This window comes from Rhizobium sp. LjRoot258, from assembly GCF_964254185.1.
GTDB lineage: Bacteria > Pseudomonadota > Alphaproteobacteria > Rhizobiales > Rhizobiaceae > Rhizobium.
In genome coordinates this window covers 25455-42159 of sequence record NZ_CAXUST020000005.1, presented here as the reverse complement: position 1 = coordinate 42159, position 16705 = coordinate 25455, and the positions used below count along the sequence as shown (strand labels likewise).

At 60.4% G+C, this 16705-nt stretch carries 17 protein-coding genes and 3 pseudogenes; 16 read left to right on the top strand and 4 right to left on the bottom strand.

The genetic code is table 11. The features are described 5' to 3' along the window. From ACSQ9D_RS34420 to ACSQ9D_RS34405, 4 genes and pseudogenes are all read left to right on the top strand, one after another. A partial coding sequence (locus tag ACSQ9D_RS34420; RefSeq protein ID WP_436286226.1) for an FMN-dependent NADH-azoreductase occupies window positions 1-666 on the top strand: 666 nt, incomplete at its 5' end. Beyond that, entirely contained in the window at window positions 663-1580 is a 918-nt protein-coding gene (locus tag ACSQ9D_RS34415; RefSeq protein WP_436286225.1) for an NADP-dependent oxidoreductase, read from the top strand. The genes ACSQ9D_RS34420 and ACSQ9D_RS34415, both read left to right, overlap by 4 nt. Before the next feature lie 399 nt (window positions 1581-1979). Further along, window positions 1980-2399: a cupin domain-containing protein gene (locus ACSQ9D_RS34410; protein WP_436286224.1), complete on the top strand. Its 420-nt coding sequence runs from the start codon at window positions 1980-1982 to the stop codon at window positions 2397-2399. Window positions 2400-2411: 12 nt separating this feature from the next. After that, window positions 2412-2802 (top strand): annotated as a pseudogene (locus ACSQ9D_RS34405) (carboxymuconolactone decarboxylase family protein); the annotation flags it as partial. Here ACSQ9D_RS34405 and ACSQ9D_RS34400 read toward each other — a convergent pair. The 4 genes and pseudogenes from ACSQ9D_RS34400 to ACSQ9D_RS34385 form a co-directional block, all read right to left on the bottom strand. Continuing rightward, window positions 2803-3100 (bottom strand): annotated as a pseudogene (locus tag ACSQ9D_RS34400) (glutathione S-transferase N-terminal domain-containing protein); the annotation flags it as partial. Between the two features lie 166 nt (window positions 3101-3266). After that, window positions 3267-3416 (bottom strand): annotated as a pseudogene (locus ACSQ9D_RS34395) (carboxymuconolactone decarboxylase family protein); the annotation flags it as partial. 796 nt (window positions 3417-4212) lie between these two features. After that, window positions 4213-5139, bottom strand: coding sequence for a LysR family transcriptional regulator (locus tag ACSQ9D_RS34390; protein ID WP_436286223.1), 927 nt, complete (start codon window positions 5137-5139; stop codon window positions 4213-4215). A 196-nt stretch (window positions 5140-5335) separates the two neighbouring features. Beyond that, the gene (locus ACSQ9D_RS34385) at window positions 5336-5566 is read right to left on the bottom strand and encodes a LysR substrate-binding domain-containing protein (protein ID WP_436286230.1); all 231 of its coding nucleotides are present in this window, start codon (window positions 5564-5566) and stop codon (window positions 5336-5338) included. 473 nt (window positions 5567-6039) lie between these two features. On the opposite strand from ACSQ9D_RS34385, the gene ACSQ9D_RS34380 reads away from it, so the two are divergent. The 12 genes from ACSQ9D_RS34380 (at window position 6040) to ACSQ9D_RS34325 (ending at window position 16629) form a co-directional block, all read left to right on the top strand. Further along, the gene (locus tag ACSQ9D_RS34380; protein ID WP_436286222.1) at window positions 6040-6417 is read left to right on the top strand and encodes a c-type cytochrome; all 378 of its coding nucleotides are present in this window, start codon (window positions 6040-6042) and stop codon (window positions 6415-6417) included. Between the two features lie 138 nt (window positions 6418-6555). Then, the gene (gene ccoN, locus ACSQ9D_RS34375; protein WP_436286221.1) at window positions 6556-8214 is read left to right on the top strand and encodes a cytochrome-c oxidase, cbb3-type subunit I; all 1659 of its coding nucleotides are present in this window, start codon (window positions 6556-6558) and stop codon (window positions 8212-8214) included. A 5-nt stretch (window positions 8215-8219) separates the two neighbouring features. Further along, complete coding sequence (gene ccoO / locus ACSQ9D_RS34370; protein WP_436286220.1) at window positions 8220-8951, top strand: cytochrome-c oxidase, cbb3-type subunit II; 732 nt, start codon at window positions 8220-8222, stop codon at window positions 8949-8951. A 2-nt stretch (window positions 8952-8953) separates the two neighbouring features. Continuing rightward, entirely contained in the window at window positions 8954-9118 is a 165-nt protein-coding gene (locus ACSQ9D_RS34365; protein ID WP_436286219.1) for a cbb3-type cytochrome oxidase subunit 3, read from the top strand. Beyond that, entirely contained in the window at window positions 9115-9987 is an 873-nt protein-coding gene (gene ccoP / locus ACSQ9D_RS34360) for a cytochrome-c oxidase, cbb3-type subunit III (RefSeq protein ID WP_436286218.1), read from the top strand. Before ACSQ9D_RS34365 ends, ccoP begins: the two co-directional genes overlap by 4 nt. Beyond that, window positions 9984-10229, top strand: coding sequence for a hypothetical protein (locus tag ACSQ9D_RS34355; RefSeq protein WP_436286217.1), 246 nt, complete (start codon window positions 9984-9986; stop codon window positions 10227-10229). The genes ccoP and ACSQ9D_RS34355 overlap by 4 nt, the downstream gene beginning before the upstream one ends. Window positions 10230-10234: 5 nt before the next feature. Further along, window positions 10235-11032: a DUF2189 domain-containing protein gene (locus tag ACSQ9D_RS34350; protein ID WP_436286216.1), complete on the top strand. Its 798-nt coding sequence runs from the start codon at window positions 10235-10237 to the stop codon at window positions 11030-11032. A gap of 48 nt (window positions 11033-11080) precedes the next feature. Next, complete coding sequence (locus ACSQ9D_RS34345; RefSeq protein WP_436286215.1) at window positions 11081-13357, top strand: cation-translocating P-type ATPase; 2277 nt, start codon at window positions 11081-11083, stop codon at window positions 13355-13357. After that, on the top strand, window positions 13354-13548 hold the full coding sequence (gene ccoS / locus ACSQ9D_RS34340) for a cbb3-type cytochrome oxidase assembly protein CcoS (protein WP_436286214.1): 195 nt from the start codon (window positions 13354-13356) through the stop codon (window positions 13546-13548). Before ACSQ9D_RS34345 ends, ccoS begins: the two co-directional genes overlap by 4 nt. A gap of 1535 nt (window positions 13549-15083) precedes the next feature. After that, a complete protein-coding gene (locus ACSQ9D_RS34335) occupies window positions 15084-15848 on the top strand; it encodes a heme ABC transporter permease (protein WP_436286213.1) in 765 nt (254 codons plus the stop codon). A 2-nt stretch (window positions 15849-15850) separates the two neighbouring features. Next, window positions 15851-16021, top strand: a complete 171-nt coding sequence (gene ccmD / locus ACSQ9D_RS34330; protein WP_436286212.1) for a heme exporter protein CcmD — start codon at window positions 15851-15853, stop codon at window positions 16019-16021. After that, window positions 16018-16629 (top strand): DsbE family thiol:disulfide interchange protein, encoded by a 612-nt coding sequence (locus ACSQ9D_RS34325; protein WP_436286211.1) that lies wholly within the window; start codon window positions 16018-16020, stop codon window positions 16627-16629. The genes ccmD and ACSQ9D_RS34325 overlap by 4 nt, the downstream gene beginning before the upstream one ends. Window positions 16630-16705: the final 76 nt, after the last annotated feature.

The window sequence follows — 16705 nt, the reverse complement described above, 5'->3', positions numbered from 1 at the left end:
ATGAAGGTCCTCCATATTGATTGCAGTCCGCGTCCAGAATCGCACAGCCGCCGGCTTTCGGGAGCGATTGTCAAAAAGCTCCTTCACGTTGCGCGCGGCTCAAGCATCAGCCGGCGCGACTTTGGCGCTTGCCCCCTGCCGCACGCTGCGCCCGACTACGCGACTGCCCTGTCGTCGCGGGCCACGTTGTCGGCCCCGCTAAGAGGCGCGCTTGATCTTTCCGAAGCGCTTATTCAGGAAGTCGAGGCGGTTGATGTGAATGTCATCGGAACGCACATGCACAACTTAACCGTTCCCTCGGTCCTCAAGGCGTGGATCGACCAAATCCCTGCGCGCCGGTCGCACCTTCAAGTCGACGCCGGCAGGGAAGGTGGAAATGCTCCGGATCGTCGGGTGTTTGTCGGCATCGCTTCCGGTGGCGTCTTTACCGGCGAGAAAGCCAACCAGCCCGATTTTCTCACGCCGTATCTGTCGGCTGTGCTGGACTCCACTGGGCTGAAAACCCTGCAATTCCTGTGCAGGCAACCGCGTTTCTCGATCGGCCGAGCCAAATTAGCGAGGGAGAAAGCGATTGCGGCGATCGACCTGACATTCATGGGAGAGGTTCCATGTCAGATCGGTGTTGTCGAATCCGAAAAGAATGAACCGAGGAGACAACTATCATGAAGGCAATCGTTGTGACGGATCAGTCTGCTGGAACGGCTGGGATGAAGCTGATGGAGCGGCCCGAGCCGCAGGCAGCAATAAATGACGTCGTGGTTCAGGTTCATGCGTCGGGATTCACCTGGGACGAGCTGACGTGGCCCTCGACCTGGACCGATCGGATCGGCCGCAGCCGGACGCCGGTTATTCCCGGGCAGGAGCTGGCCGGGGTGGTCAGCGCTCTCGGCTATGGCACGACGGGACTGTCGGTGGGACAGCGGGTGTTCGGCCTCACGGACTCATATCGCAGCGGCACCCTGGCGGAGTATGTGGCGATCGAAGCACGCAACCTCGCGCCGTTGCCGGGCGATGTCGACTTCGCGGTGGGCGCGAGCGTGGCAATGCCGGGCTTGACCGCATGGCAGGGATTGTTCGAGCATGGCCGCCTTCAAGCGGGGCAGTGCGTCCTCGTGCACGGTGCGGCCGGCGCGGTCGGGTCAATGGTAACCCAGCTCGCGCGTGAGGCCGGCGCCTACGTCATCGGCACCGGGCGCGCCGCCCACCGTCAGAAGGCACTCGACTTCGGCGCGCACGACTTCGTTGACCTTGAGAACGACCGCCTGGAAGACGTCGGCAGAGTCGATCTGATTTTCGATGTCTTCGGTGGCGACATCCAGAAGCGGTCCGCAGGGCTTGTTCGAGCCGGAGGGACGCTGGTGACCATCGCCGGCCCGACCGAGGCGCGCCCGGCCGACGGCCTCGCGGTCGACTTCGTTGTCGTGTCCGATCGCGCCCAACTGACTGAGATTGTGCGGCGGGTGCGTGAGGGACGGCTGCGGACGAACATCGGCAACGTCTCGACCCTCGCTGATGCCGTCGCCGCCTTCAACTCGACCGAGCGACGCCCGGGAAAGACGATCATTCGCGTTCGTCCGTGAGGACTTTAGGAGGGCGAACGGTTCTGCCCTCCGCTTAGATCAGCGTTGTCGTCTTGGATCATGGCGATCGTTTCTTGCCTATCTAGTCCGGCTGGTCTCGGTCCTCTAACGTCGAGGCAATAATTGCAAGGAACTAGGAAACCCTCGTCGAAATCGCGAACGGGCGTGTGGGCGACCGTATCAGCTCCTGCTTTTCGCACCGCCTGCGTGCCGGCGCGGCTCATCCAGGAGGAGGAAAGTAGCGCTCGATCATCCGAATTTCACGCGTCGGTCGGCGCGCCGCTCGTGCTGTCGCTAACGCGTGTTTCGCGCCAATTCCGCTACCGATACGGCAGGCTGGCAAGGCCGGGATCAAACAATGAAGAATGAAGACCAGTTATAGGAAAAAGGAGAAAGCCCATGAAGATCCGAACCATTATTGCCACCACCTGCGTCGCCCTCACCTTCTCAACGGCCGGCTCCATGTCCGCCCACGACGGTGAAGCGGAAACCGTCACGAAGAACTTCGAGGCGGCCATTCCCAATATCCCCGGCAAATCGCTGATCGCCGTGGAGGTCGATTACGCGCCGGGTGCGGCCTCCCCGTCCCATACCCACGCGAAGTCCGCGTTCATCTATGCCTACGTGATCTCCGGGGCGATCGAGTCAAAGGTGAATGACGGCGAGACGCGCATCTATCGGGAGGGCGAGAGCTGGTCCGAGGGGCCGGGGGCGATCCATTCGATCAGCCGAAACGCGAGCAAGACCGAGCCGGCGAAGCTGCTCGCTGTCTTCGTCCTCGACGCTAATGACAAAGCGCTGACCACACCCGTCAAATAACCTTCAAGACGTCTGGGCTATATTCAGATCGCGCCAGGCGGCGCCCTTTGGCGGAGTCTATGGCTATATCATGCAGAGCAGCCTGCACGCAGAGCTCGTGGATCTAGTCTATCTGAGGGTCTCACAGATCAACAACTGTGCTTATTGGATCGACATGCATACTCGCGATCTCACGAATACGGGCGTGCCGATCGAGAAGCTCGCCGTGATTCAGGCCTGGGCGGAAGGTGGCAGCCTCTTCAGGAGAGCGCGCGCCGCCATGGCCTGGGCCGAGACGGTAACACGTGCGGCCCAAACCGGTGTGCCGGACGAGGCATACCAGGCGGCGCGCGCGGTTTTCGGCGAGAAGGAACTGGTCGACCTCACGATCGCGATCAATCTGATGAACGCCTACAACAACATGGATCGCGCCCGATTCGGACAGCGCGAGCTGAGTGCCCCGGCCCATCGGGGTCGTAGATCGCGGGAACCTTGCCGTTTGGGTTGAGCGCGAGAAAAGGCCGGGTCGTGGTTTTCGTTCGTCATGATGTCGATCCGGTGCGGCTCGTAGGCGAGGTTCGTTTCCTCAAGCATGATGCCCACCTTCACCCCATTGGGCGTCGGCAGGGAGAGAGCTGGAACCGGTCGGGGTACTGCGCCGGCCAGCGCGCGACAATTGGATGATTGACTGTCCCTTTCTTCCTCCTAGATGAGCGGCCCAGCTGCGCCGGGACATGGCCGAAGTTGTCCTAGCCTTGCGGCCCATAAGGAAAGCCCGGACGCGTTCCCAACAATCTTTCCTGGGTGGCATCCGGGCTTTGGCGTTACGCTCGCATCACATGAAACCTCAAAGAATCCTCGGAGATGGTCGACGCGACCGGATAGGGTTCAGATCGATCCAGCCGGTGTAACGGCAGGAAAGACCTTGACGGGATCGAACAAGTTATTGAAAAAGTTCGTCAGGGAGTACATGGCCACCAGCGCGACGATCTCCATAACGTTCGCATCCGTGTAGCCGGCATCGCGGACGGCTTTCAACCTATATCGCTCGGGCATCGGGCAGCGCGTCTCTCAGACCATGCGAGATGTCAGTGGGAGAAGTGAGAGACTTCCTCTTCGAGGTTTCGATTGAGCGCATCAAACGCGGCTGTGAACTGAAGGGAGTGCCCGCGAGGGCGGGATTTCTTGGCACTGAGGACGCAAGAAAGAACGTAGAGCGCGCGGAAGAAGGTGCGGTTAGCTAAGATCAGGACTCAACTGAGTTGGTGTCAGTGAACGGCTAATGGATGTGGCCTTCCTTAGATAGATTTGCCTAATTCTGAGAACAGCCCTTAGAGGCGTGGGAATTGAAGATCGCTACGGAAGGTCAGCGGTTTACGGCGAAACCCGCGCACCTTTGCAACCGGCACGACCTTTGTGATCGACGCGACCGCGTCGTCCACACTTGCTTCCAATCGGCCATTCACAACAACGCTCGCGCCGGTTCCCGCAAGCCTCTGGCAAGGGCAAGACCGGTGGCGCGACATGAACGGGTCACGATTGCGATGTTGCCCGACAAATCCATTTCCGTTCAGGAGCTCCGGCGGGACATTATTCGTCGGATGCGGAAATGGCCTGACCCTGCGATCCGGTAAGAAGGCGAGCTGTGGCAGGGTGTCGGAGGTTCTTGGCGGACCATAGAATCGGGCTCGACGAAGGATCCTCTCTGACTACGCCGTCTCGATCACGAATGTCGGCGCGATTGCAGCATCTATCCAGTCGACCCATGACTGTGCCCGGAATGGTAACCCTACCCGTGTAGCGTGCCTTGGTTTCGACGGGCACACGAAACAGGTCATGCGGACGTACCGGTCGGTTCGAGGTGGATTTCGTGAACAGACGATCTCGTGTGAACAGACCAGTCGCGCAGTCGCACAACCTTTACGAAGGCATCAAGCGCTGGCGAGTAGCGGCGGCCCTGCACGGCAAGAAGCCGGACCTCCCGCCATACCGGATCGCCCTCGATCGGAAGCGCCTTTAGGGAGGGCAGCCGGGGCATATGCTCGGGAGCCAGGACTATTCCGAACCCCGCGGCTGCCAGATGCTGCAGGTGCAAGTCGCGGCAGCTGCGATAATTGTGATGCGGCGGCGCGTCGGGAAAGAGATGCTGAAATTTGCGAGCCGCGTCGCAGTAGGAGCGATCCAGGATATTGGCTTCGCGCAGCGCATCCATTGCGATCACAGGACGGTCCGCAAGTTCATGCGACGGCGCGAGAACGGCGACATAACGCTCTTCGAACAGCGCCCAATCGTCGATCCGTTCGGGCATGTCGTCGAGATCACCGACCAGGGCGACATTCACTTCGCCCTCTAACAGAAGCTCGATAAGGCGGCTTTGCGGCTCTTCTCGTAGCTCGACATGCAGGCCGGGGACGAATTTGCGAATCTCGGCGATAGGCTCAAGAACGAGCGAGGCGGAAATGGATGGGGCGAGACCGATCGTTAAGGGGGCCATCTCCTTTTGCTGAAACTGACGTGCTTGGCGTCGAACCGCCTCGGTCGAAGCAAGCGCGCGCTCGAGCATGGGCAGCACCGCTTTGCCCAGGTCAGTGAGGTGGGTGAGCTGACGTTCTCGGTAGATGAGCTCACCCCCAAGTTCCTGCTCCAGTTTTTGCACGCCCTTGGTCAATGCCGGTTGCGTGACGTTGCACATCTCCGCCGCACGCGTGAAGTTCAGCGTGCTCGCGACAGCTAGAAAGTACCGAACCTGATGAAGCTCCATTGGATGTTTACCGTTACCTATTCATGGCGCTTCTGAGCACGCGCGATAGAAATGCAGCATCACGCGGCGCGGAGGCGCTTTATGCTAAAGGCACTCTGCCACTGGCGCCGGCACGATGAAACCCACGTCGGGCATCACTGGACGGACGGACACGCCTTCTGGAATTCGGAGCTGGAAAGCGTCGAGGATCAGTGCATCAGGCATCCGCGAATATGGTTAAGGATGGGAAAGAGCTCGGTCGGGTCGCAGCGGGACTCCCGCCCACGACTCGGCGAATTTCACCAACCTTCGTCGCAACGAGCGTACTGTCAGACAACACACCCGTGCGAACGGCGAGATCGATGTGCTCATCAGCGAGGTCAAGTGTACGATCTGGGAGCGTTAAAGAGACATTTATCTGCGGAAACTTGGCCAAGAACGCAGGCACCACCGGGACGACATAAGCCGACCGAAGACGATCGGTGCCGTGATCGTAAGACCGCCGCGTGGAACGTTATGCTCTCCAGCAGCTTGAGATTCGGCTTCGTCAACCTGGTCGAGAATGCGTTTGCACGCGGCCAGATACGAGACCCCCGCCTCTGTCAACGCCAGCTTTCGGGTTGAGCGAACCAGGAGTTGGGCCGAGACAACGACTGAACGCCGCTTAGATTCTTCGCAGAATGCGAACTCGGTTTCGAAGTGCGATGCGGCTCGTGGCATTTCTTGCTACGGAATTACGCTCGCAGCGAGCAGCAATAACCATCGTATATCGACTCGATGACGAGAGGTGATTTCCCTCGCCGGCGTTGCAAGGTCATTTTCCAAAAGTTGGTCCATTTAACCTCAGCATCCGGCGCTGCAAAGGAGCTGCGTCAAACGTTTCCGAACGGATAACCGCACATACAAAAAAGGAGTTTGATAATGGAGAACACAGGAAAAATCGGCGCGTTTATCACTGTGGTGATGTTTGCGGGCTTAGTCGCGAGCGCCAGCTTCGCACAGGATGCAGAGCACGGGAAAAGCATCTTCAAGGCCTGTGCAGTGTGCCATGCCATCGATCATGCCAATCGGGTCGGTCCGGGGCTGGAAGGGATTGTCGGTCGGAAGGCGGGTACAACTGCTGATTTCCGCTACAGTAACGCGATGAAGATTTCCGGCATCGTCTGGGATGCTATGTCGCTTGATGCGTTTCTGGAATCGCCCCAGAAGGCCGTCCCCGGAACCAGGATGCCCTACGCCGGGTTGAAGGACCCGACGGATAGGGCGGACCTCGTTGGCTACCTTGCAACATTGAAATAACGACGCGTTGCGCGGACGATCGTTGGCATGAAGGCTAAATCAGTATCATGGCCGGCGGCGCCTTGCGGTCGATTTGATCTGACCTTTGATTTTCAACGCAGACTGGATCGCGATTCCGGTTTTAGGGGCAGCAAGACAATGATGGGACAACTGACCAAAGCAGAACGTCAGTACGCGCTTTTGATCCTGCTCGGGATCGCGCTGTGCGGGCTGATACTGGGCATCGTAGGCAAGGACGATCCGCTCGGCATTCACGGCGCACTCATCGGGATCGCGGCGCTCGCCGGAATCGTCAAAGTCATATCGATCTATTACGATCCAGAGCCTGACGACGAACGCCTCACCCGCTATTACGACGATCCGACAAAATTCGGCATCATTCTCGCGATGAGCTGGGCCGTGTTTGGCCTCTTTATCGGTGACTGGGTGGCGTGGCTTTTGGTGAAGCCCGACTTCACGTTCGATGTCGGCTGGGCGAGCTTCGGACGGCTGCGTCCTGTCCATACCACCAGCGTGCTCTTCGGCTTCGGCGGCAACGCACTGATCGCGACATCCTACTACGTGCTGCAGCGGACCTCGCGCGCGCGCCTACCCGATCAGCTCAGCCCGTGGTTCGTGCTGCTCGGGTACAATCTGTTCTGCGTGCTCGCCGTCACCGGTTACATGATGGGTGTCACCCAGTCCAAGGAATACGCGGAGCCGGAGTGGTACGCGGATATCTGGCTGTTGGTTGTGTGGGTCGTATACTTCGCCATCTACCTGCGCACGCTCGCGCGGCGCAAGGAACCGCACATCTATGTAGCCAACTGGTACTACATGGCCTTCATCGTGGTGATCGCGATGCTGCACATCGTCAACAACCTCGCCGTCCCCGTCTCCTTCGGCAGCGCCAAGAGCTACTCACTGTTCTCCGGCGTGCAGGACGCGATGACCGAGTGGTGGTACGGCCACAACGCCGTCGCCTTCTTCCTGACCGCCGGCTTCCTCGGCATGATGTATTACTTCCTGCCGGTGAGGGCCGGACGGCCGATCTATTCCTACCGGATGTCGATCATCAGTTTCTGGGGTATCACCTTCTTCTACATGTGGGCGGGGTCGCACCACCTGCACTACACGGCGCTGCCGCAATGGGTGCAGACGTTGGGCATGACGTTCTCGCTGATGCTCCTGATCCCATCGTGGGCGTCCGCCGCCAACGCGCTGCTGACGCTGAACGGCGCATGGGACAAGGTGCGCGACGATGCAACGCTCCGCTTCATGATGGTGGCCGCGGTGTTCTACGGCATCACCACCTTCGAAGGATCATTCCTCGCCATCCGCCCCGTGAACTCGCTCTCCCACTACACCGACTGGACCGTCGGCCACGTCCATGCCGGCGCGCTCGGATGGGTGGCGATGATCACGTTCGGTTCGATCTATGCCATCGTGCCGTGGCTCTGGAAACGTGAGCGGATGTATTCCCCGCGACTTGTGGAGGTGCATTTCTGGCTCGCGCTGGCCGGCACCGTCGTTTACGTCTTCGCTATGTGGAATTCCGGCATCATCCAGGGGCTGATGTGGCGAACCTACAATGAGAACGGCACTCTCGCCTATTCCTTTGTCGACTCGCTGATTGCGATGCATCCCTACTACATTGCGCGTGCCGTCGGCGGCCTGCTGTTCCTGACCGGTGCGATCGTTGGCGCCTACAACATCTGGATGACGATCAGAACCGGCAGCCGCGAGGTCCAGGAATCCGCGACCGACAGGCCATCGCCGGTGATCGGCGGCGCGACCGTCCTTCAATCTGGAGAGTAAGCCGCATGTTCGGATTGCACTATCGGCTCGAACGCAAAGCCATCGGACTCACGCTCGGTATCATTTTCATAGCGAGCATAGGCGGCCTCGTGGAAATCGCGCCGCTCTTCACGATTCATCAGACGGTGGAAGATGCGCCCGATATGCGCGTCTACACACCGCTCGAACTGGCGGGCCGCAACATCTACATCCGTGAAGGTTGCTACGCTTGCCACTCGCAGATGATCCGCACCCTGCGCGATGAAGTCGAACGTTATGGTCCCTACTCGCTCGCGGTTGAATCGAAATACGACCATCCGATGTTGTGGGGCTCAAAGCGCACGGGACCGGACCTCGCGCGCATCGGCGGAAAATATTCAGACGAATGGCATGTCGCACACCTTAACAACCCGCGCGATGTTCTTTCCGTCTCCGTCATGCCCAAGTATTCGTGGTTGCTGAAAACGACGCTGCGCACGGATGATCTCGGCGCGCACCTGAAGGCCCAGCGCGTCGTCGGCGTGCCCTACACCGACGACATGATCGCGAATGCCGGCAAGGACGTCTACGGCCAGGCCGTGCCAGATTCGCCCTACGCCGACGGTGTCACCCAACGCTACGGCAAGGCTACCAACGTCCGCGTGTTCGACGGCAAGCCCGGCGAACTTACTGAGATGGACGCACTGGTCGCCTATCTCCAGGTGCTCGGCCACCTCACCGACGCGGCTCACAAAGCCGTTGCGGACGCTGCGAGGTGATCATGGATCTTGGACACGATACGTTAGTGTGGTTCTCGAAGTCGTTCGGATTGTTCTATCTGATCGCGCTCTCGATCATCACCGTTGTCTATGCCTATTGGCCGTCGAACAAGAAGGCGTTCGATCGCGCCGCGAAGTCAGTCCTGCACAAAGAGGATGGGCCATGACGGTAAAAGAACGCGACAACTACACCGGTTATCTCACCACCGGACATGAGTGGAACGGTATCAAGGAACTGAACACGCCCGTTCCCCGCGCAGTGTACTTTTTCCTGTTGATTACTTTTCTTTTTTCGGTCGGCTACTGGGTGCTGATGCCCGCGTGGCCGCTCGGCGTCAGCTACACCAAAGGTCTGCTCGGCGTCGACCAGCGCAAAATCGTGCAGGCTTCGCTGAAGCGAGCCGCCCTTGGCCGCAGTGCATGGGCCAAGCAGATCGAGGCCAAAAGCGATCGGGACATTCAGGCCGACCCTGTGCTGATGACCGCCGTGCGCCAGACCGGCCGCACCCTGTTCGGCGACAATTGCGCCGTGTGCCACGGGCTCAACGCAAAGGGCGGCCACGGCTTCCCGAACCTGATCACCACCTCATGGCTATGGGGCGGCGATCCGGAAGTCATCGCCGAGACTATCCGCGTCGGCATCAACTCGCCGCATCCGGACAGCCGCACCTCGCAGATGCCGGCTTTCGGCCATGATCAGATCCTCCAGCGTGCCGATATCGACAAGGTGGTGGCCTTCGTGCGCTCGTTCTCCGATCCATCCACCGCAAAGCCCGGCGATGTGGACGCCGGCAAGGAGATCTTCGCTGCCAATTGCGCCGCATGTCATGGCGAGGACGCCAAGGGCAACAGCGACGTGGGCGCACCGAACCTGACCGATAAGTTCTGGATCTATGGCGGCGACGCGCAGACGATCACGAACACACTGTGGAACGGGCGGCAGGGCCACATGCCATCATGGGAAGGCCGCCTGACACCGATCGATCGCAAGATCCTCGCGCTATACCTTTTCGATCAGAGGGTGCCCAACCCATGAGTGGTACGGCGGCATCCCATGGCGGGTGGAAGACGAAATCCATCGTCTGGCTGTCTGTCGGCTTCGGACTGATCGTGCTGGCCGCCGCCAATGCGCATCTGCTTTACGTGGCTGTGTCCTCAGAGCCGGATTGCGTAGCTCATCTCCAGCACGGCGAAGGCGACGGCGCGAATAGCTTCGGCGCGGCAACGTCGTCGTGTTCATCGAAACCGTCCATGACAACCAAAGCACTGGTGGAGTGATCGACATGACCATTATCCCGACCGTCGTGCCTCCGCTTCCCCCGAAAAACCGCTGGCACCGCTTGCTTGCACCTGCCGATGCCCTCACATGGCTTGCGAAAGGCTGGCAGGATCTGACCGTGCAGCCGATGACGAGCCTCTGCTATGGCCTGTTGATCTTTCTTGCGTCCGTCGCCATCGTTGGCGGCCTGTTTCGCTTGGACTGGGACTACATCCTGTTTCCGGCGTTCGCCGGCTTTATGATGGTCGGCCCGATCCTCGCACTGGGCCTATATGAAAAAAGCCGCTGCCTCGCCGCCGGCCTGCCCGTCAATCTCGCGAACATGATCTTCGTCAGGCCGCGATGCGGCGGACAGATCTTGTTCGTGGGCGTACTGTTGTGCCTTTTACTGATCACATGGATGCGCGCAGCGGTGATCATCTACGCGTTGTTTTTCGGCCTGGTGCCGTTTCCCGGTCTCGAGCATATCGCACCGATGCTATTCAGCACGCCGGTCGGCTGGGCCATGCTTATTATCGGCAGTGCCATCGGTGGACTGTTCGCGGCCTTCTCGTTTGCTATCAGCGCGTTTTCAATTCCCATGATGTTCGACAAGCGCGTTGACGCCCTCACCGCCATGGGCTCGAGTATGGCGCTGGTCTGGAACAACCTGCCCGTGACGCTGACTTGGGGCGCCATTGTGCTTGCGCTGTTCCTGCTCTCTCTCGCCACCGGAATGCTTGGCTTGATCATAGTGTTTCCTGTCCTCGGGCACAGCACCTGGCATGCCTATCGCGCGGTAGCGGACGAAGCCGCGATTTGAAGACGCACCGCCGGCAGATCGCCGGTGGCGCGCAGAAACGGAGTGCTGATGAGTTGTTGTGCGCTCGGCGCTGAATCGATTCTTGCCATGTCTGATCCTCCCGCGAATGAGGAAGTGCTGCTCGCGAGCCGCATCGTCGGCGAGGGCGTCCGCCAGACCGACCTCTCGGTGCCAGGCATTCACTGCGGCGGCTGCATCCGGAAAGTCGAAGCCGCGCTCGCCGCGCTTTCCGGTGTGGAGAACGCGCGCGTCAATCTCTCTACCAAGCGCGTTGCGATCCGCTGGCAGGCGGACAAACCGCCTGCACCGTTCATCGAGACGCTCAACAAGATCGGCTACGACGCGCATCTTCATGATGCAGGCGCGGACGAGATGGACAAGACGTTGAAAGAGCTGATCCGCGCGCTTGCGGTGGCAGGTTTCGCGGCCAGTAACATCATGCTGCTTTCGGTGTCGATATGGTCCGGCGCGGATGCTTCAACCCGCAACCTGTTTCACTGGATCTCCGCGCTGATCGCCTTCCCCGCGCTTGTCTATTCGGGCCGCGTCTTCTTTTCGTCGGCATGGCGCGCTCTGCGCCATGGTCAGACCAACATGGACGTTCCGATTTCCATCGGCGTTCTGCTCGCGTTTTGCATGAGCCTTTACGAGACGTCCCATCACGAATCGCACGCTTATTTCGACGCGGCGATCTCACTGCTGTTCTTTTTGTTGATCGGCCGCACGCTTGATCACATGATGCGCGAGCGCGCGCGCACCGCCGTCCGAGGGTTGGCCCGCCTGTCCTCGCGCGGCGCGCTCGTAATGCAGGACGACGGCACACATGCCTATCTGCCGGTAAACGAGATCCAGCCGGATATGCATATCCTGCTTGCGGCGGGCGAGCGCGTGCCGGTTGATGCCCGAGTCGAAACAGGACAATCGGAGGTCGACTATACGCTAGTGTCCGGCGAGAGCCTTCCCCAACCGGTCTCGCCGGGCACGATGCTGTCCGCGGGAACGCTGAACCTGACCGCCCCCCTCACCATCATCGCGACGACTACCGCGAAACATTCATTCCTCGCCGAAATGGTGCGAATGATGGAAGCAGCCGAAGCCGGGCGCTCGGTCTACCGGCGTATCGCGGACCGCGCCTCGCGTCTCTATGCGCCGGTCGTGCATCTCACCGCACTCCTGACATTCATCGGCTGGATGATCGTGGAAGGCGACCTGCATCGCGCCGCAACCATCGCCATCGCGGTGCTGATCATCACTTGCCCCTGCGCGCTCGGTCTTGCCGTGCCGATGGTGCAGATTGTTGCGGCGCGGCGCCTGTTCGAGGGCGGCGTGATGGTCAAGGACGGTGGCGCGCTGGAGCGCATCGCGGACGTCGACACCGTGATTTTCGACAAGACCGGAACGCTGACCCTGGATCGGCTACGGCTCATCAACCGCGAGGCCATCGATCCCGCGGTGCTGGCGATCGCCGCCTCCATTGCCGCGCACTCACGCCATCCCTACTCACGCGCGCTGGCCGCCGCAGGTCGGGACGACGCCATCGCGCCGATGACGCTGAGCGGAATTTCGGAACACACAGGGGCTGGGATGCAGGCCACCGTCGGCACGACGATCTACAGGCTCGGCCGGGCGGACTGGGCGCTGACGGATGCGGCCGAACAGCCGGCTATCGTCGGCGTTGTCCTTTCGGAGAACGGGCAACTGCGCGCGGCCTTCCGTTTCGACAGCGATCTTCGCCCGGACGTCCGCGATGCCGTGCGCTCCATTTCCCGCCTAGGATGCCGCGTCGAGATCATGTCTGGCGACCGCGACGAACCGGTGCGCCGTCTCGCATCCGAGCTCGGACTTCCGTACCGTGCGGGCGTCTCCCCCGCCGACAAAACCAAACACATCATTTCCTTGACGGACGCGGGACAGCGCGTGTTGATGGTCGGCGACGGCCTGAACGACACGCCTGCCCTCGTCGCTGCCCATGCGTCCATGGCTCCGGCTAGCGCTGCCGATGTCGGACGCAATGCCGCAGATCTCGTCTTTCTGCACGATAGTCTTCTCGCCGTGCCGCAGGCCATTACCGTTGCACGCAATGCGCGGCGGCTCGTGCGCGAAAATCTCGTCCTCGCCATCGGCTACAATGCCATTGCGGTACCCGTCGCGATCCTCGGCCATGTGACACCGCTGGTCGCGGCGGTGGCGATGTCGGCGTCGTCACTGCTCGTGATCGCCAATTCCCTGCGGCTGCATGGCCGGCGCTCGCGTATGGAGCCGCGCGCTGACGCGCCCGCCCTCGATATCTCCAGCCAGGCGCTTGCGACGGAAAAAGCGCGATGACGGATTACTTCTTCCTGATTCCCGTTGCGCTCGCGCTCGGCGCCATTGCACTCGGAGCTTTCATGTGGTCGTTGCGAAGCGGCCAATATGACGATCTTGCGGGAGCAGCCGAACGAATTCTGTTCGAAAACCGCGATAGGCCAGACGACACAACCTCGGCGCACGCGGAAAAGCCGCCTCACCGCAATTAGTTGCTTAGTCCTGATGTCAAGTGGATTGGATCGTATCTGAATCGCTCCGGGTTGTCCGTCCAAGCTTTTCAGTTCGCCTCATAGGCTGGGAGGCCTTGGCCGGTGCGAATGGGTTTTCAGCGCTCACGCGGGATCGTCATCGGCTATGTCGAGTGGCTTGCTCTTGATGGCTCTGCCGACAGCGGCAAGGCAATATGCGGGGTGGTACGTGCCTTCCTACGCTACTTGTATCTGAAGGGCTTCATTTCGGTGGCCTCGGCCGATTGCGTGCCGTCCATCCGCCGTTGGCCCTCAGTCTTGATGATATCGACTGCCAATCGGGTGCGATTCTTGTCGATAGCAAGGGGTGGCGACAAGCAACGAGCCGTTATATCCGGCATGTGCGACCAGCTTCATCCTGCCGTCGGTGCTATTTCTCCGGACACTCGCGTCGCATGTCTGTTTCGACTCCACCGCAATCACGATGATTGCAAAGCAAGCGCTCGAACGGGCAGGCATTGATGACTATTCGCACCACGGCCCCCACCTCTCTTACCACACCCTTGCAACCGGCCTCTTGCGGTCGGGGGTTAACTTCTCGATATCGAGTTCGGCATAGATCCTTGTGCTGTCGATGCTCAGGAGCGGGAGTTGGTGATCGCGAGGGCCTCGGAATCACCAGCTCCGGAACGGCAGCGAGGGCCAATGACGAGTTCGACTTCTTGAAGGCGACAGAGGGATGAGGACCTCCCAACCGTCTTCAAAGTCATTCCAACGGATCTCCCTCGCTTCATTTTCTCGAGCTTGCGCTCCGATGTCGGGAGGTGGCCGCGCGGGCTGAACTGAAGCTGTCTCGGGTGTCTGTTGGAGCCCAAGGTGCAGTCCCAACCGCGTCATTAAGAACGGGACAGATTCCGCCGCGGCGCATGGGCACCGATCCTTGCAAGGCATCCGGAGCGGGATTTCATCGGTTACCTTGCGATATTCCGCGAGCGGGCTCGGTGCCACCACGACGCGCATGATTTTCTAGGCTCGCATGTCGATCCCGTCTTTCCATTTCAATATCGGTGGCGGTTATCAGACCTTGAGTCGGGACCACCCGTTCGATGAGATGCGATGGTGGCGGAGCCAGCCCGTCTCTTCCGGGGTCATCGAAAGCGCGATACTGAGTGTGTCGACGTCCCATCCGGTGTAGGAGCCCCCGCGCCGTTCCCGCCTCTGAAGGTGCCGGTGCCGCGGGCACAACGCTGAGACACGAAACGCGGCCCGTGAGCAAGCAACTGAGTGCAGAGTTATCGAATCGATGTTCGCTAGTTATTGGAAATCGTTGCGGTTTTGATCCAAGGTCGGGCTCGGTTCTAAAGCGGCCCTGGCCGGCGCTTGGGCGACAGCAGCATTGCCTGGGGGCGATGGCGTCAGCGCGCAACCGACACACCGGCGAACCACGGGCAGCGAGGTGAAAACGGGACCGCTGTCGATCGGGGGGAGGTATTTTTTGGCGTTTTATTCACCTGCGAGCGCGCCCCGGAAGGGGGTTCGTCCTTTTTGGAGGGGTCATGACTGAAATTCGAGCAATACCCAGAAACGGGCTGATTTCTCTTGCTAACCCGACACAATTTCTGGCGTTGGCCGCCCGCATCCTTCCCTCGCTGGTCAGCATCACGGTCCTCTGTTTCATCCTCGGGCTCTATCTGAGCTTTTCGGCCGAGGTCGATTACCAGCAGGGCGAGACCGTCCGCATCATGTACATTCACGTTCCGTCGGCCTGGCTTGCGATGATGTGCTACACGATCATGAGCGCCTCGGCGATCGGCACGCTCGTCTGGCGCCATCCGCTCGCCGATGTTTCGGCAAAGGCTGCTGCTCCGCTTGGCGCCACGTTCACGCTGCTTGCGCTGGTTACCGGCTCGCTTTGGGGTAAGCCCATGTGGGGCGCCTGGTGGGTCTGGGATGCGCGGCTCACCTCGGTCTTCATTCTCTTCCTGATGTATCTCGGTCTGATCGCGCTGAACCGCGCGATGGACGATCCGTCAAAGGCGGCACGCCTCACCGCAGTGCTGATCCTCTTCGGCTTCGTCAACATCCCGATCATCAAGTTTTCGGTCGACTGGTGGAACACGCTGCACCAGTCGGCGAGCGTGCTGCGCCTCGACGGGCCGGCGATCGACCCGGAGTTCCTGCGCCCGCTTCTCGTCATGGCGATCGCCTTCACGCTTCTGTTCTTCACGCTGCACATTATGGCGATGCGCAACGAGATCTGGCGCCGCCGCATCACCACCCAGCGCCGCATGGCTGCCCGCATGGCAAACCGGGAGGAATAGAGATGGGCTCCTACGCTATTTACGTCTACGGCTCCTATGGTCTCGCCGCCCTGGTGACGATCGGCATAACGGTCTGGACCTTGGCTGACGGGCGCGCGCGCCAGAAGGAATTGGCGGCGCTCGAAACCGCCGGTCTCCGTCGCCGTTCTGCCCGACCGAAGGACGGCGCATGACCGAGGCTCCGCACGAGAACAAGCCGACAAGCGGCGGCACCAGCCGCTATACGCTTGCGCTGATTCCGCTTGTCGTCTTCGGTGGCATCGCAGCAACGGCGGCGAAAATGCTCTACGACCAGGATTTCCACGGCAAGAACATCGCCGAAATTCCCTCCGTCTTGATTGGCAACAAGGCGCCGTCACTAAACCTGCCGCCGCTCGAAGGCTCCGGCCTGCCGGCGCTGACGGATGAGGCGGTCAAGGGCAAACTCACCCTCGTCAACGTCTTTGCGTCCTGGTGCATTCCATGCCGCGAAGAACACCCGATCCTCAAGGAGCTGGCAAAGGACAACCAGCTCAATATCGTGGCGATCAATTACAAGGATAAGAACGACAATGCGCTGCGTTTCCTCGGCGAGCTCGGCAATCCCTATCGTGCCATCGGCGTCGACCCGAACGGCAAGGCGGCGATCGACTGGGGCGTCTACGGCATTCCGGAGAGCTATCTCGTCGCCCCCGACGGCACCATCCTCTACAAGCGCGTGGGACCGTTCGACGATCTCGGCCTCAAGGAGGGATTGTTTCCAGCAATGGAGAAGGCAGGGCTCTCGGTTAGAGCCGAATGATTTTAGATCGAATTGAATAGCCCCGAGTTTCGTAGACACCACCTCGGGTTACGGTTTCTGCTGTCGCTCGAACTCG

Excerpts from the sequence above, each read along its gene's own strand:
- ACSQ9D_RS34415 (WP_436286225.1), top strand. The coding sequence starts at position 663 with ATGAAGGCAATCGTTGTGACGGATCAGTCTGCTGGAACGGCTGGGATG.
- ACSQ9D_RS34410 (WP_436286224.1), top strand. The coding sequence starts at position 1,980 with ATGAAGATCCGAACCATTATTGCCACCACCTGCGTCGCCCTCACCTTC.
- ACSQ9D_RS34390 (WP_436286223.1), bottom strand. The coding sequence starts at position 5,139 with ATGGAGCTTCATCAGGTTCGGTACTTTCTAGCTGTCGCGAGCACGCTG.
- ACSQ9D_RS34380 (WP_436286222.1), top strand. The coding sequence starts at position 6,040 with ATGGAGAACACAGGAAAAATCGGCGCGTTTATCACTGTGGTGATGTTT.
- ccoN (WP_436286221.1), top strand. The coding sequence starts at position 6,556 with ATGATGGGACAACTGACCAAAGCAGAACGTCAGTACGCGCTTTTGATC.
- ccoO (WP_436286220.1), top strand. The coding sequence starts at position 8,220 with ATGTTCGGATTGCACTATCGGCTCGAACGCAAAGCCATCGGACTCACG.
- ACSQ9D_RS34365 (WP_436286219.1), top strand. The coding sequence starts at position 8,954 with ATGGATCTTGGACACGATACGTTAGTGTGGTTCTCGAAGTCGTTCGGA.
- ccoP (WP_436286218.1), top strand. The coding sequence starts at position 9,115 with ATGACGGTAAAAGAACGCGACAACTACACCGGTTATCTCACCACCGGA.
- ACSQ9D_RS34355 (WP_436286217.1), top strand. The coding sequence starts at position 9,984 with ATGAGTGGTACGGCGGCATCCCATGGCGGGTGGAAGACGAAATCCATC.
- ACSQ9D_RS34350 (WP_436286216.1), top strand. The coding sequence starts at position 10,235 with ATGACCATTATCCCGACCGTCGTGCCTCCGCTTCCCCCGAAAAACCGC.
- ACSQ9D_RS34345 (WP_436286215.1), top strand. The coding sequence starts at position 11,081 with ATGAGTTGTTGTGCGCTCGGCGCTGAATCGATTCTTGCCATGTCTGAT.
- ccoS (WP_436286214.1), top strand. The coding sequence starts at position 13,354 with ATGACGGATTACTTCTTCCTGATTCCCGTTGCGCTCGCGCTCGGCGCC.
- ACSQ9D_RS34335 (WP_436286213.1), top strand. The coding sequence starts at position 15,084 with ATGACTGAAATTCGAGCAATACCCAGAAACGGGCTGATTTCTCTTGCT.
- ccmD (WP_436286212.1), top strand. The coding sequence starts at position 15,851 with ATGGGCTCCTACGCTATTTACGTCTACGGCTCCTATGGTCTCGCCGCC.
- ACSQ9D_RS34325 (WP_436286211.1), top strand. The coding sequence starts at position 16,018 with ATGACCGAGGCTCCGCACGAGAACAAGCCGACAAGCGGCGGCACCAGC.